A 14,309-nucleotide genomic window follows, 5' to 3' on the forward strand; every position below is an offset into this window, starting at 1 on the left:
TTTATTTATTATTCAGGGAACGAAAGGACTGGTGGCGGCAATGAAAATGGCGTTTGTTTTATTTGATGGAATGACAAGCATGGATTTAGCTGGATTTTATGAAGCTGTGACTTGGCTAGCGATTCTGAAAGCAAAGGAAAACGTATCATGGACATTCTGCGCAGATAAGGAGGAAATTTCGGATGACCGTGGGCTGAAAATGAAATCCGATGCAGTATTACCTCATCTAGGGGATTTTGACCTAGTATTTTTTCCTGGTGGATTATCAACTAGAACGCTTCGATTTGATGAGGATTTTATGCGATGGGTCCGAACGGCAGAAAATGTCACATATAAAATATCTATTTGTACCGGGGCTTTACTGTTGGGGGCAGCAGGTTTCCTGAATGGAAAAAGGGCTACTACCAACTCATCTGCTTATGATTTATTGAATCCTTATTGTGCAGAAGTAATCTCAGCGCGTGTAGTGCGTGATGGTAATACGGTAACGGGTGCGGGGGTTACGGCTTCCATTGACCTGGGACTATACTTGGTCGAAATGTTAACGTCTACGGAGATCGTCCTTCAAGTTCAACAAAAACTAGAGTATCCATATTATGAAGCTGGTAACTTAAAAGATGTCTACATGCACACTAAGGGTAGGGGATAAAAAGATGACTATTCGCCTTTTTCAAGCGATTGATCAGCCAGCAGTGCTGAAAATGATGACGGATCATGATTTTCAATTCCCTTCGTTTATACGCGATCAGTATCCTGCGCGCTGGGATATATTTTTAAAAATGACGGATGAACGTATCAGTGCTTATTATGTCATGGTTGACGAAGCAGATGTTGTCATAGGTCATGCTGGTTATATCTTTCATCCTACTGTTAACCGATATGAAATCGTTGGCGTTGTTACATGCAAATCACACCTTCGACAGGGAGTAGCACGTGGACTAATTACAAAAATATGTATAAAAATAGCTGAATTCGGCAGTGGTGATGTCATGCTTTACACACTTGATCATGAAGAAAATGAAGCAGCGCTCGTATTTTATGAACGAATGAATTTTCAAAAAGAAGGTGTTGATATGAATTATTATACCTCGGGGTTTCATAGACTTTCACTTGTTAAAACATTATAAGGGAACTTCAAAAAACTAATTGTAGTGGAAGCATAAAAGTGTACTTCAGTTTAAGCTGCATGGACTTGCAAAGAAAGATGATCAAAAAGCTGTCTTGCATGTTATACTCTATTGGAATTTGAGGAATGATAAGCAGGATGTTGAGAGATTAGATGATCAGAGGAGTGATTGATCCATGTTTAGCAAAGTCGGCCAGATTATGTTGTATGTCAACAATCAGGATGAATCACTGGAATTTTGGACGGAAGTTGCAGGATTCCACATTGTGGATGAAGTAAACCTTGATGAGGGCATGAGATGGATTGAGATTGCGCCTACTCCAGACTCGCAGACAAGCATTATACTCCATGACAAAGAGTTCGTTGAACGGATGTCGGCGGGTGTAAATCTGGGCACACCTTCGTTAATGTTCTTCACCGAAAATCTGGATCAGTTATATGCCGACTTGGCTGGTAAACATGTAACGGTTGGAGAGATTGTAGAGATGCCAACCGGGCGTGTTTTCAACTTTGCTGATAATGAAGGAAATTACTTTGCAGTTTTGGAACGGGCGAAGTAAGTTACAACTAACAGCACCATTGCAAGCGGTCGACATTCATGTCGGTCGTTTTTTTGTTATGGCTTTAGCCAGTTGAGTGCGTGAAACGCGCGAAACAAAAAACCACCCGCTATGCGGGTGGAGGGATCGAGGGTTTGACCACCAAGACCATTCCGATAAAATTGAGATGTTCAGGCTCAAAAGAAAGGAATGGTCTTAGATGGCAAACAAGAGCTATAGCCTAGCTCACACAAAGTGGATGTGCAAATACCACATTGTATTCACCCCGAAGTATAGACGGAAAGAAATCTATAATCAAGTGAGAAAAGATTTAATCGAAATTTTCAAACGTCTGTGTAAGTACAAGGGAGTAGAAATTATAGAAGGTCACATGATGCCCGATCATGTTCACATGTTGGTAGCGATTCCACCGAAAATGGCAGTCTCCACGTTCATGGGATATCTAAAGGGGAAAAGTTCACTAATGATATTCGAGAAGCATGCCCAGCTCAAGTATAAATATGGCAATCGAAAGTTTTGGGCAGAAGGGTACTATGTGAGTACAGTGGGTCTAAATGAAGCAACGGTAAGAAAGTATATTCGTGAACAAGAAGCACATGATCAAGCGTTAGATAAGCTGAGTGTAAAAGAATACGAAGATCCATTCAGCAGTAATCGGAGCAAAAAGAAGTAAAACCAGTTTAACTGGTGAGTGAAAGTGACAAATAACACTGAGCCTGAACAGCCCTGCTGTCAGGCTAGCGTCTTTAGGCGCAGTTTGGCAACAGGGGGTTATACCCCAAGAGCAAACCACCCGTTGGACGGGTGGTCCTGATTGGGAAAAAGTTTCTATTTTGGAGTAGAAAAACGCAAGAAAAATAGAGAACTACTGGGTAAAAATGTTATAATAGAGTGTGGCTGATTTATTGAAAATGACGAGGAGTGAATAGTCTGAAATGAAGGTTTGAATGGAGCAGTTAAGGAGGAATGTGGTTGTGGAAAAGACGATTAAAAGTGTACAGGATCTATATGATATGCTCGATGCGGATTTCAGATCTGCCAAGCAGTTTTGGGAACCTTTCTATGAGGATCGGAACAGACCAATCCCCTTTTTCCCAAACAAACCGGATGAGAATCTGGTAGCGCATGTGAACGAAGGTGTGCTGAGCGGCGGCAAGGCACTGGAACTGGGGTGTGGCCCGGGCAGAAATGCGTTGTATTTAACCCGCCAAGGATATCAGGTAGATGCTTATGATCTTTCGGAGACAGCTATTGCTTGGGCTAAAGAGAGGGCGGCAGAGGAGCAACTGGACGTGCATTTTGAATGTCGATCTGTGTTCGAATTATCCCCAGAGCAAGAATATGATCTTGTCTACGACTCGGGTTGTCTGCACCATCTGTTGCCACATCAGCGCATTCCCTACATAGAGATGATCCACAATGCACTCCAGCCTGGAGGATACTTTGGAATGACTTGTTTTGCTCCTGGTTTTGGCGGTATTGGTGGGCCTGAGATCGTTATGAATGATTGGCAGGTGTATCAAGAGAAGTCGATGCGCGGTGGTCTTGCGTTCACGGAGGAGAAGCTTCGCTACATGCTGGAAGATGGCTTTGAATGTGTGGAGTTCCGTGCAATGAAGTCGCTGGAGCAACATGAACCGTATTTTGGTGTACCTTTTCTCTGGGCCACGTTGTGGAGAAAGAAAAACTCGTAAGAATAGTGAAATAAACATGCATTGAAAATAGAGGAGGAGTGGTATCGGAATGGGAACAGAAACAGGAAAAAGACACTTTATTATTACAGGCACATCCAAAGGGATCGGTTTACAACTTGCAGAGTTATTATTGGCTAAGGGGGATTACGTTTACGGTATTTCACGCGGGGGTTCGGATCTGTTGGAATCAAGCGAGGAATGGAGCGGGCGTTACCGCCATGTTCAGTATGATCTTGCCGACCTGAATGGGATCGATGATTTGATTACACGCATATTGGACCAAATACCTTCTCAGGAAGCTGAATTCATTGGACTCATTAATAATGCAGCGATGCTGGAGCCTCTAAAACCTATCGATCAATGCAGTGCGGCAGAGATAAGTCAGAGTCTTAACATCAGCCTCGCAGCACCAATGATATTAAGTTCCTCTTTTATTCAACAAACAAATCATCTGTCCGCCAGACGTAAAATTGTCAATCTCTCATCGGGTTCGGGAAGTTATCCCGCGCCTTCAATGGCAGTGTACTGTACATCCAAGGCAGGTATGAACATGTTCACCCAATGCGTATCTTTGGAGCAAACGGGCCAACAGAACCCTGTTGAGATTATTGCTTTTGATCCGGGGATGGTCGATACGGAATTGCAGGCTGTTGCACGAGGCAAAAGTGCAGAGGAGTTCGCTCTTGCAGGTATGTTCAATCAAGTATATGAAGCAGGACAATTAAGATCGCCACGAGACGTAGCGATGCAGTTGATCGAGCGGATGGACGCACAGAGTGATGCAAGCCATGTAATACACACTATTGAGAGCTAATAGGATATACGTATTTCGGCTTGTTATCTTTACGAAGTATGGATACCTTTTGATATAAGCCCAACTTCCCTGTACACTGGAATCAGCGATCGGAAGAACGATTCGTAACGGTAAAGGTGATCCTGCAACAACGGAGTCTAATTACCTTTATTCAACCTCAACCTTAGAAGATCAGAAACGTGGTGAATCTCTTGTTTAAAATTATGCTCATTGAAGACGACGAGTCGTTATTCAGTGAAATCAAGGAACGTTTGTCCCAATGGTCATATGATGTGTATGGTGTGCAGGATTTTGGAAAGGTATTGCAGGAGTACAGCGTAATTCAGCCGCAACTGGTCATTATAGATATTCAGTTACCCCAATATGACGGGTTCCATTGGTGCCGGATCATTCGTTCGCACTCTAATGTGCCGATTATCTTTTTGTCCTCACGGGATCATCCTGCGGATATGGTCATGTCCATGCATTTGGGTGCAGACGATTTTATCCAGAAGCCTTTTCACTTCGATGTATTGATTGCCAAGATCCAAGCGACTTTGCGGAGGGTGTACAACTATAATACAGAGCATATTGAACTTCGAACCTGGCGCGGTGCCACTATTGAATATGTGAAAAATACACTGACCTGCGGGGATGAATCTGTCCTGTTGACCAAAAATGAGATGTTCATCCTTAAAGTGCTGGTCGAGCATAAAAATCAGATTGTTACCCGTGAGGACCTCATACGGAGCTTGTGGGATCATGAGCATTTCGTGAGTGACAACACGCTGACGGTTAACGTCAATCGGTTACGGAAGAAGCTTGAACCCATCGGATTGGAGCGTTACATTGAAACCAAAGTAGGTCAGGGGTACATGGCAACGGAAGAGGCAGAAGCATGATCGGAAAGTACATAAGAGAAAGGGCTAGTTGGTTATGGCTACTGATAAGCATGCAACTTATTATTTTATTGGTGGCCTATCTGGACTCGTCCATTCCATTCCAATCTGTGGTGTATATCGTAGGACTGAATGTGGTGGTATGCCTTGTTTTTATCTGGGCGAGATACCTGAAAGAGACCCGTTTCTATAAAAAGTTGAGCATCTGGGATCATACCTATGATCTGGGAGAACTTGATATCGCCGAAAGTCCATATGAGCAGATTGTACATGAGGCCGTCAGTTCCCAGACACAGCGGTATCGTAAGGAGTCTTCACATCATTTTATCGCTCTGGAACAGGAGAAGGACGAGATGTTGTCCTGGATTCATGAGGTGAAGACCCCACTGACTGCGTTGCAACTGATGATCGAGCGCTTGCCAGATGACAAGTTACAGAGCCAAATGACATATGAATGGTTACGAATTCATCAGTTGCTGGATCAGCAGCTTCATCAGAAGCGTATTCCGTTTATGCATAATGATCTGTTCATCGAAGAGACGGAACTTGAACCAGTATTGAATAGCGAGATACGAGCGTTGAAATCGTGGTGCATTTCCAAAGGCATTGGCTTTGATGTGTCTTTAATGGTATCGCGCGTGCTCACAGACAGCAAATGGTTAGGCTTCATCCTCCGGCAGTTGTTGAGTAATGCGGTCAAATATAGCGATTCATCGGACATCCTCATTGAAAGTTGGGAACAGGATGGACACATCATACTCATGATTCAGGATCACGGGCGAGGGATTGAGACTCAAGATCTGCCGCGTATATTTGATAAAGGATTTACGTCCACCCGAGGCAGAATGGATGGGGCGGCTACCGGGATGGGGCTGTATCTGGTTCGTCAGGTGGTCCAGACGCTTCATATGAACATTCATGTAGAATCTTCTCTTGGCGAGGGCACAATCGTCACACTTACTTTTCCGCGAAAAAACGACATGGTGCATTTTGCAGGCGTGTGACAACAATGTCACATGCTTTTTGGTTTTGTTCGGTGAATCACACGATAACACTGCACATTCCGCCTATGATATAGACACGAGCATTTTGCAGAAGATCTAAGAGGAGTGAGTGGGATATGTGGATACTGGAAGCCAAAAAAATTCATAAAGTCTATGGTAATAAATTAAATAAACAGGAAGTGCTGAAGGGGATTGATCTTGGGGTAAGCAAGGGAGAGTTTGTTGGTATTATGGGGCCTTCGGGTTCGGGTAAAACAACGCTGCTTAATGTACTTTCCTCCATTGATCGGGTGAGCCAGGGCACGATTGATATTGAGGGCAAGGAATTCACCGGAATGAAGGAGAAACAGCTGGCTGAGTTCCGCAAACATCATCTGGGCTTTATTTTTCAGGAATACAATCTTCTGGATACCCTTACGGTGAAGGAAAATGTATTATTACCGCTCTCGATTACGAGCATTCCAAAACAGGAGGCACACCACAAGTTTGAACAGATCGCACGTGAACTGGGAATCTACGAGTTGAAAGACAAGTATCCATCTGAGATTTCAGGGGGTCAGAAGCAGCGGACTTCGGCAGCACGAGCATTTGTCCACGAGCCGAGTATCATTTTTGCGGATGAGCCGACAGGAGCGCTGGATTCCAAGTCCGCTTCGGATCTGCTCGGCAAGTTAAGTGATATGAACAGCGCACGAAAAGCGACTATTATTATGGTTACCCATGATCCGGTTGCCGCAAGTTATTGCAGCAGAGTGATCTTTATTCGAGATGGTCAGATCTACACCCAGTTGAATAAAGGAGACGAGTCACGGCAATCGTTCTTCAACGATATTATCAAAACCCAGGGCGTATTGGGTGGTGTGCAGCAATGAGCTTGAATTATATTATCTTCCGCAATCTCAGAAAAAATCTGAAGAATTATTATCTCTATGTATTTGCGCTTGTGTTCAGTGTGGCCTTGTATTTTTCCTTTGTGACGTTACAGTATGATCCTTCCATGGATGAGGTAGCTGCTTCAACAAAAGGTGCGGCGGCTATAGGCGCATCTTCGGTACTGTTAATCGTCATTGTTGGTATCTTTTTGCTCTATGCCAATACGATCTTTATCAAGCGGCGTAGCAAAGAGATTGGATTATTTCAATTGATCGGACTGACGAAAGGCAGAATTTTTGGTATTTTGAGTGCGGAGAATAGTATTCTTTATTTTGGCTCCATGGCTATCGGTGTGTTAATTGGGTTTCTTGCGTCCAAGCTGGTATTGATGATATTGTTCAAAATTCTCGGTGTGGATGCGATTACGAAACTATATTTCTCTCCGATGGCACTGATGCAAACGGTGATTGTTTTTACGATCATGTATCTGCTCATCATGCTGATGAACTACACTTTTATCAAGAGACAGAGCATTCTCTCACTTTTTCGGGTGTCGGCCACTTCGGAGCAGCAGGTGCAGAAGATGTCTGTCGGACAGATGATTGTTGGCGTCTTGGGCATTGCTCTGATTGTGTATGGATACTTCATGTCTGCACGGCTGTTCAGCGGTGAGGCAATGGATATGCAGCAGTTGATGTATACGATGATCCTGATTCTCTTCTCGGTCATACTGGGGACATACCTGTTCTATAAGGGTTCGGTAAGTTTTATCTTTAATCTGATTCGCAAAAGTAAAAACGGATACCTATCCATTCATGAGGTGTTGTCTTTATCTTCAATCATGTTCCGCATGAAGTCCAATGCATTGCTGCTTACAATTATTACAACCGTATCGGCGCTTGCTATTGGCATGCTGTCACTCAGTTACATTTCGTATTATTCCGCAGAGGCTCAGGCGAAAGAAAGCTTGCCGGAGGATTTCTCTTTTGCTCAGGTTGATGTGAAAAATCGCTTTGTAACGGATTTGGAACACAAACAGATTCCATATGAAGAGAAGCATAGACAGCCCATTTATATTGAAATTGATGCTCATAAAGTGATGGATGAGTCCATGACGGAAAAGTACCTGTTCAGTAGTGTGTTGAGTGACAAGATGGTAGATAACATTGATCTGCAACCAGGCGAAGTGGTCTTCATGGGATACGGAAATGCCATTCAGCAGTTGATTTCCATTGAGGAGAAAGGTCCAATCGTCTTGAGCGGGTTGAAACATACGCTGGCACAACAACTGATCGGAACAACCAAACTTGGAGTTCTTCCCACGTATTATACTGGGGGCACGCCTGTAGCGGTAGTAGATGAAACGGTATACCAGCAGTTGCGGCAGGATCTCGATCCCGAGTTGCAAAAATCCGAGTGGGCGGATTACTATGGTGTACGTATTCTGAATGAGGGGCAGGCTGAAGAGGCATATGCCGTATATAAGGAGCTACAGTTGGAAGCACCGAGCTTCTCCCAGATTGAGTTCAGAAATAACCAACGTAATAATATGGGCTTAATTATGTTCATTGTTGGTTTCCTTGGTTTGACGTTCTTGATTACATCGGGATGTATCCTGTACTTTAAACAAATGAACGAGAGTGAAGAGGAGAAGGACAATTATACCATTCTGCGAAAACTCGGATTTACACAAGGCAATCTGTTGCGTGGAATTCAGATGAAGCAGTTGTTTAACTTTGGTATTCCGCTTATGGTGGGGTTGAGTCATAGTTACTTTGCCGTGAAATCAGGTTGGTTTTTCTTTGGTACGGAGCTGGCGACACCTACGGTCATTGTCATGATAGTCTATACATTGTTATATTCGATCTTTGGTCTGTTGTCTGTGTGGTACTATAAACGGGTGATTAAGGAAGCTTTGTAGAATTGGGATCACGAGTATGCTGATTTAGCAAAAATAGGTTGAGTAAAGGGCAGCTGTAATGATTACAGACTGCTCTTTTTTCTTTTTCTAAGTATAATGCCTCATGAAAAAAAGGATGATTATGGAATTGAGTCGAAATGATGATAGAGTCCATGCTTCTGATTCATGTATAACGGTGAAACGAGAGGAGTGGAGTAGCGTGCCTGGAGTTCTATATGCCTCGAAGAAAGAGTTAAGTGAGACGATTCGACGCACCTATGAATTGTTTGAGGGTGAGTTCAATGACATCCATAACAGCGACAAAGATAAGTGGGTTGAAGGTGTGGACAAGACGCCTGCCCAGATGATCGCCTACCAGTTAGGATGGATGAACCTGGTGATGGAGTGGGAGAGAAATGAACAGTTGGGACATGAATGTCATATGCCTGCACCAGGGTATAAATGGAACCAACTGGGGCAATTAAATGAATCATTTTACGAAAAGTATTCAGGCTATACGCTGGAGGAGTTACGCTCATTGTTTCGGGAGACAGAACAACAATGGCTGAACTGGATTGACTCCCTTAGTGAAGAGGACTTATTTGTACAAGGGATGAGACAGTGGACGGGAACAAAGCCCAGGTGGGCTATGGTGAAATGGATCCAGATTAATTCGGTAGCTCCTTTTAAATCCTTTCGGACCCGATTACGTAAATGGAAAAAAGGTCACTTAGCCAACATGGATGAGGGGAGAATAGATGTCTAATGAATCTGGCAAATAAAATCACGTTGGCTAGAATCGCGTTGATTCCATTGTTTATGATCTGTTTTCTCAATCAGCAAAGCGTGATGATTGCACTAATTATATTTGCAGTAGCGGCAGGTACGGATAAATTGGATGGATATGTGGCGAGGAAATATAACCAAATCACGAATCTGGGAAAGTTGCTTGATCCACTGGCGGATAAACTGTTGATTGCGGTTGCGCTGGTCATGATGGTTCAGGAGAATATGATCAGTTCATGGATTGCTGTAATCATTATAGGACGTGAAATTGTGATTACAGCTTTACGAATGGTAGCCACAGAACAGGGCATTGCTCTTGCAGCGGATCGATATGGTAAGATCAAAATGGTGCTTCAGGTGGCAGCCATCATTGTCATTTTGTTGAACAATGTTCCGTTTAGTTTGTTGACTGATATCAGAGTGGATGTGGCATTGCTATGGGTTGCAACAGGCGTTACTCTCTTATCCGGAATGAATTACATTATCGTAAATTATAAACTGTTGAGATAAAAGGAGTGATTAGGAGATGTCCCAAATCAATATTAATCCAAGCACTTCAAAGGATTCAGAGTATGTTCGCCAGCAATTAGTCGCATATAATGCTGCACATGTGAGCGAGGAATTAAGGCATCGGTACGAAGAACTGAATTTCAATATCAAAAATGAGACTGGCGAGATTGTTGCAGGTGTGCTTAGTACACTTTGCTGGAACTGGCTGGAGGTTGATATTCTTTGGGTGGATTCTGAACAACGGCATCGGGGATATGGTTCACAGTTGTTACTTGAAGTTGAGCGAATTGCGCGAGAGAAATCTTGTGATTTTGTCATGTTGAACACCTTCTCCTATCAAGCACCGGAATTTTACAAGAAACATGGCTACCAATTGATCACAACGATCGAGAATGCACCGACTGGACACAGTCATTATTATTTTAAAAAGGACCTCACTTAAGACAGACAAAGCATGCGAAATAGGAAAAATCAGGAGGGTTATGATGGTTACCATTAAAGGAATCGAACTTGAAGATTTACCGGCACTAAGCCAGTTATACTATGAGTTGATGGGAATGCCTACCAATGAACAGCAGATGAAAAAGATGTTTCATTACATACAGCAGAATGGCCATTATCATGTGCTTGGGGCATTTTACAATGGCAAACTGGTTGGGTCCGTTATGGGGGTTGAGTGTATGGATCTGGTAGGGCCATGCAAACCGTTCATGGTTGTGGAGAATGTGATTGTATCGGATCAGGTACGCAGGCAGGGCATTGGGCAGAGGTTAATGCTCCAGATTGAGCGGAATGCAAAAGATATGGGTTGTGGTTACATGATTCTGGTGTCTGGCGATCAGCGTAAGGAAGCGCATATATTTTATGAGAAGTTAGGTTTCAAGGATGAGAAGGTTCAGGGTTACCGGAAGCATCTATAACAGACAGGTTCAAGTGAAAATTTCTTACACGAGTGGAAGGATTACTTAAGGAACACGGCGAATAAGGCATAGTCTTAACAAAAGAAACGAATAAGAGGGAGGCACTCTCGTGTTCAAAAAATGGGCTAATGTTTTCATGGTTCTGAGCCTGGTATTCGCCGTATGTTCCCCAACCTCCTATGCTGCCGCCAAAACGGTTAAGGTAACCATTACGCTGGTGAGCGCAGAGCTTGTCGAGAATAACTCTGTCGGTAATGAGTGGGCCATCGGAGCAAGTGTGAACGGCAAAGATCTGGAGGAGGGTTCGTCAGTCACTTTAAACCTGAAATCCACGAGTACATTGAAACTGGAGGCCATCGCCGAAGAACAGGACAAAATTCCCGATTACGGGGATAAAAGCGCCAATGTCAAATTATCTTCGTTCTCCAAATCAACCAACAAGACACTTTCCGTGGTGGTGACCGAGAACAGAGGCCGATATTCTGGTAACACAGCAACTTGGGCGTTCAAGTTTAAGATTAGCAAGAAGTGAATAGGAACCAACCGTGAGAAAAGGGAGCCGAGCTCTCTTTTTTTAATGCGCAGATAATGGTGAACTGAAGGAAGACGACGTTTCGAGTCACGCTGATCTTTGTTAAACTAATGAGAACAACAGTATAGAATTAAAAGATGTATTTTGAAAAAAAAGTACATAGGAGGTTAACACAATCATGCGGATCGTAGATAACATTAAAGTCTGGGGGGAGCCGCTGGAGAACGCCGTAAGTCAGGCGGTGACTTGCTCGCAATATGGAGATGTATTGGGTGTGGCTCTGATGGCCGACCATCACAAAGGTTACTCACAACCCATCGGTGGTGTTGTCGCTTATCGGAATATGATCAGCCCGTCAGGTGTCGGATATGATATTGCCTGTGGCAATAAGGCTGTGCGTACAAATCTGATGTGGGAAGATATTCGGGATCAGATTGTAACGATCATGGATGACATCAATTCGACCATTTCTTTCGGCGTGGGTCGTAACAATCCAACACCCGTGGATCATGAGCTGTTCGACGACGCGAGCTGGAAGCTGTTTGATACCATTGAACCGGGATTACAACATAAGCTGAAGACACTTGCACGCAACCAACTCGGAACCGTAGGCAGTGGCAATCATTTCGTGGATATTTTTGTAGAAGAGGCAACGGGGAAGGTGTGGATTGCAAATCATTTTGGCAGCCGCGGGTTCGGTCATAAAGTGGCGAGTGGGTTCCTTAACCTTGCCGCAGGGCGTCAGTTCAGTGGCAAAGCGCCGGGCGAATCGATGGATCAACCGCCTACGTTGTTTGACCTGAACAGCGAAATGGGTGATATGTATTGGGATGGAATGACTTTGGCGGGCAGATACGCCTATGCAGGACGTGATTATGTCATTGAACAGGTGCTCGGAATTCTCGGGGCAAGTGCTGAATACGCCGTTCATAATCATCACAACTTTGCCTGGAAGGAACAACACATGGGTGAAGAGGTAGTTGTGGTCCGCAAAGGTGCAACGCCACTGGCACCCGGGCAACTCGGTTTTGTCGGAGGAAGCATGGGAGATATCTCGGTAATTGTGGAAGGGATCCACAGCGAGGAGAATACCGAATCATTCCGCAGCACTGTGCACGGAGCAGGGCGGACGATGAGCAGAACCCAGGCGGCTGGCAAAATGAATTACAAGCTGCGCACACGCATGGGCGGTGAGATTAGCGAAGCACAGATGCATGAGGCGATTCGTGCCTATGGTGTCGAACTGCGGGGAGCGGGCACAGACGAAAGTCCGTTTGTGTACAAGAAACTGCAAGACGTGCTGAACGCACATGCGAATACGTTGAAGATCAACCATGTGCTGCGTCCCGTTGGTGTCGCCATGGCCGGAGGTAATGAATTCGATCCGTATAAGGATTAGTCAGAGAGAAGAGGGTGAACTTCATGAGGAATTGTGCGATATATAGCTGTCAGTTTGACCTGGATCAGCTGTTTGAATTGATTCAATCCATTTATCCTGAGGGTACGATTGAACGCCGGGAAGACAAGACCCATATTCAAGTGACTCAGAAAAAATGGCTCAGTAAGAAAACCAAAGGCTTTAATATCATGACCAGCCAGACACATCCTGAGGAATTTACGACAATGATTCAGGGGATGCTTGGATTTTTGAGTCAGATTGAAGGGCGCAATGCTTCGCTACAGGAAAAGGTATTGATCAAATGTTCCACATTGAACATGGTGGTTGGTATTGAGACGGAAGAGGATATCTCGGAAGAATTCTTCGGCGAGTTATTACGGTTGGCTGATGCGCTGGATGCTGTTATCTTCTGGGGAGGTGGATCTCTGCTGAATGCACAAGGTCAGCTATTGCTGGATGTGAATGGAGAATCTGAGGTGGAGGATTACACGGTGACAGCGCACACCAGTTTCCTTGACGGTAACAGACCGCAGTCGGAGTCGGGCATTCAACGTAAAGCGCGGTCAGAGCAACTGTTGACTGAACAAGGCATTCCGTATAATGCGAACTTGCCCGCGAGGGCAGGAGACGAGCACACCACGATTCGGAGTAAAGAGGAAGTCGCGCGTCGTGCGGTTGCCCTATGTCTTGCCGCGCTTAAGGGTGAGTGTCTGGGAGCCGGCGAAAGTGCGGATGATACCGCAGCACTGGTTCAGGAAGTGATCGACAAGTATGAGGCTGGATCCTTTTTCTCACCCGTAGAGAAGAGGTTTATCGACCAGCAAGGAGCAGAGCAGCAGGAGATCATCTCCTTCTCTTGGGGATATGAAGCGTACCACGTGATGTTGTGGGCGCTTGGTTATGTGAAGGAACTGGGTGCACCAACGGAGTTGTGTAACGTAGGGAAGGATGTCGGTTATTTGCAACAGAAGGATAGTTTTACCGACTTTCTCTCCGATGCATCTCTGCGCAGCAAGAGCGAGATTCTGGATGAAGCAGATCTGATCTACCGTTATAACTGGGTGTGCGTTGATAGTCGTGTGAATGACAAAACACCTCCCGCTGGCCTGAATGGTGGAGTGGCTTATGAACGTCACCGGGCATTGAACTGGCTGATCTGTTATCTGGATCAGGCGTGGGATGATGTGCGTACAGACACGTAGAACAGGATGATGTGACGGCCTATTGTAAATAAACAATAAACAATAAACATTACACAACATACAACAATACAAATACCCCTATAGCCGCACGAATACGGTTAAAGGGGTATT

The 14,309-nt window shown here is 44.6% G+C and carries 17 protein-coding genes; all 17 read left to right on the top strand.

The window, feature by feature from the left end; genetic code table 11:
- Positions 1-40: 40 nt before the first annotated feature.
- The 17 genes from NSQ20_RS08620 (at position 41) to NSQ20_RS08700 (ending at position 14,198) form a co-directional block, all read left to right on the top strand.
- On the top strand, positions 41-649 hold the full coding sequence (locus tag NSQ20_RS08620; protein ID WP_338708160.1) for a DJ-1/PfpI family protein: 609 nt from the start codon (positions 41-43) through the stop codon (positions 647-649).
- Between the two features lie 4 nt (positions 650-653).
- Positions 654-1,127 (top strand): GNAT family N-acetyltransferase, encoded by a 474-nt coding sequence (locus tag NSQ20_RS08625; protein ID WP_340032282.1) that lies wholly within the window; start codon positions 654-656, stop codon positions 1,125-1,127.
- 175 nt (positions 1,128-1,302) lie between these two features.
- A complete protein-coding gene (locus NSQ20_RS08630) occupies positions 1,303-1,686 on the top strand; it encodes a VOC family protein (protein WP_036669609.1) in 384 nt (127 codons plus the stop codon).
- Between the two features lie 199 nt (positions 1,687-1,885).
- A complete protein-coding gene (tnpA, locus tag NSQ20_RS08635; protein WP_100529447.1) occupies positions 1,886-2,359 on the top strand; it encodes an IS200/IS605 family transposase in 474 nt (157 codons plus the stop codon).
- Positions 2,360-2,633: 274 nt separating this feature from the next.
- Positions 2,634-3,380, top strand: coding sequence for a class I SAM-dependent methyltransferase (locus NSQ20_RS08640; RefSeq protein ID WP_338708162.1), 747 nt, complete (start codon positions 2,634-2,636; stop codon positions 3,378-3,380).
- Positions 3,381-3,429: 49 nt separating this feature from the next.
- Entirely contained in the window at positions 3,430-4,194 is a 765-nt protein-coding gene (locus tag NSQ20_RS08645; RefSeq protein ID WP_338708163.1) for an SDR family NAD(P)-dependent oxidoreductase, read from the top strand.
- A 191-nt stretch (positions 4,195-4,385) separates the two neighbouring features.
- A complete protein-coding gene (locus tag NSQ20_RS08650; protein WP_036610298.1) occupies positions 4,386-5,075 on the top strand; it encodes a response regulator transcription factor in 690 nt (229 codons plus the stop codon).
- Positions 5,072-6,076: a sensor histidine kinase gene (locus NSQ20_RS08655; protein WP_339198282.1), complete on the top strand. Its 1,005-nt coding sequence runs from the start codon at positions 5,072-5,074 to the stop codon at positions 6,074-6,076. The genes NSQ20_RS08650 and NSQ20_RS08655 overlap by 4 nt, the downstream gene beginning before the upstream one ends.
- Positions 6,077-6,192: 116 nt before the next feature.
- The gene (locus NSQ20_RS08660; protein ID WP_076327097.1) at positions 6,193-6,948 is read left to right on the top strand and encodes an ABC transporter ATP-binding protein; all 756 of its coding nucleotides are present in this window, start codon (positions 6,193-6,195) and stop codon (positions 6,946-6,948) included.
- Positions 6,945-8,870 carry an ABC transporter permease gene (locus tag NSQ20_RS08665; protein ID WP_340032283.1) on the top strand — a complete coding sequence of 642 codons (1,926 nt, stop codon included), beginning with the start codon at positions 6,945-6,947 and terminating at the stop codon, positions 8,868-8,870. Before NSQ20_RS08660 ends, NSQ20_RS08665 begins: the two co-directional genes overlap by 4 nt.
- A 199-nt stretch (positions 8,871-9,069) precedes the next feature.
- Positions 9,070-9,615 (top strand): ClbS/DfsB family four-helix bundle protein, encoded by a 546-nt coding sequence (locus tag NSQ20_RS08670; protein ID WP_340032284.1) that lies wholly within the window; start codon positions 9,070-9,072, stop codon positions 9,613-9,615.
- On the top strand, positions 9,615-10,145 hold the full coding sequence (pgsA, locus tag NSQ20_RS08675; protein WP_340032285.1) for a CDP-diacylglycerol--glycerol-3-phosphate 3-phosphatidyltransferase: 531 nt from the start codon (positions 9,615-9,617) through the stop codon (positions 10,143-10,145). The genes NSQ20_RS08670 and pgsA overlap by 1 nt, the downstream gene beginning before the upstream one ends.
- Before the next feature lie 16 nt (positions 10,146-10,161).
- Complete coding sequence (locus NSQ20_RS08680) at positions 10,162-10,587, top strand: GNAT family N-acetyltransferase (RefSeq protein WP_221822766.1); 426 nt, start codon at positions 10,162-10,164, stop codon at positions 10,585-10,587.
- Positions 10,588-10,627: 40 nt separating this feature from the next.
- The gene (locus tag NSQ20_RS08685) at positions 10,628-11,065 is read left to right on the top strand and encodes a GNAT family N-acetyltransferase (protein ID WP_340032286.1); all 438 of its coding nucleotides are present in this window, start codon (positions 10,628-10,630) and stop codon (positions 11,063-11,065) included.
- Positions 11,066-11,174: 109 nt separating this feature from the next.
- Positions 11,175-11,597, top strand: coding sequence for a hypothetical protein (locus NSQ20_RS08690; protein WP_340032287.1), 423 nt, complete (start codon positions 11,175-11,177; stop codon positions 11,595-11,597).
- Positions 11,598-11,775: 178 nt separating this feature from the next.
- Entirely contained in the window at positions 11,776-12,996 is a 1,221-nt protein-coding gene (locus NSQ20_RS08695; protein ID WP_127544562.1) for an RtcB family protein, read from the top strand.
- Positions 12,997-13,019: 23 nt separating this feature from the next.
- A complete protein-coding gene (locus NSQ20_RS08700; protein ID WP_076252529.1) occupies positions 13,020-14,198 on the top strand; it encodes a DUF4272 domain-containing protein in 1,179 nt (392 codons plus the stop codon).
- Positions 14,199-14,309 lie beyond the last annotated feature (111 nt).

Origin of the sequence: Paenibacillus sp. FSL K6-1122, from assembly GCF_037977015.1 — a bacterium.
GTDB lineage: Bacteria > Bacillota > Bacilli > Paenibacillales > Paenibacillaceae > Paenibacillus > Paenibacillus amylolyticus.

Bases quoted from the DNA above. Each gene is read 5' to 3' on its own strand.
- NSQ20_RS08630 (WP_036669609.1), top strand. From the start codon at position 1,303: ATGTTTAGCAAAGTCGGCCAGATTATGTTGTATGTCAACAATCAGGAT.
- NSQ20_RS08620 (WP_338708160.1), top strand. From the start codon at position 41: ATGAAAATGGCGTTTGTTTTATTTGATGGAATGACAAGCATGGATTTA.
- NSQ20_RS08665 (WP_340032283.1), top strand. From the start codon at position 6,945: ATGAGCTTGAATTATATTATCTTCCGCAATCTCAGAAAAAATCTGAAG.
- NSQ20_RS08640 (WP_338708162.1), top strand. From the start codon at position 2,634: ATGGAGCAGTTAAGGAGGAATGTGGTTGTGGAAAAGACGATTAAAAGT.
- pgsA (WP_340032285.1), top strand. From the start codon at position 9,615: ATGAATCTGGCAAATAAAATCACGTTGGCTAGAATCGCGTTGATTCCA.
- NSQ20_RS08680 (WP_221822766.1), top strand. From the start codon at position 10,162: ATGTCCCAAATCAATATTAATCCAAGCACTTCAAAGGATTCAGAGTAT.
- NSQ20_RS08655 (WP_339198282.1), top strand. From the start codon at position 5,072: ATGATCGGAAAGTACATAAGAGAAAGGGCTAGTTGGTTATGGCTACTG.
- NSQ20_RS08645 (WP_338708163.1), top strand. From the start codon at position 3,430: ATGGGAACAGAAACAGGAAAAAGACACTTTATTATTACAGGCACATCC.
- tnpA (WP_100529447.1), top strand. From the start codon at position 1,886: ATGGCAAACAAGAGCTATAGCCTAGCTCACACAAAGTGGATGTGCAAA.
- NSQ20_RS08625 (WP_340032282.1), top strand. From the start codon at position 654: ATGACTATTCGCCTTTTTCAAGCGATTGATCAGCCAGCAGTGCTGAAA.
- NSQ20_RS08685 (WP_340032286.1), top strand. From the start codon at position 10,628: ATGATGGTTACCATTAAAGGAATCGAACTTGAAGATTTACCGGCACTA.
- NSQ20_RS08660 (WP_076327097.1), top strand. From the start codon at position 6,193: ATGTGGATACTGGAAGCCAAAAAAATTCATAAAGTCTATGGTAATAAA.
- NSQ20_RS08695 (WP_127544562.1), top strand. From the start codon at position 11,776: ATGCGGATCGTAGATAACATTAAAGTCTGGGGGGAGCCGCTGGAGAAC.
- NSQ20_RS08700 (WP_076252529.1), top strand. From the start codon at position 13,020: ATGAGGAATTGTGCGATATATAGCTGTCAGTTTGACCTGGATCAGCTG.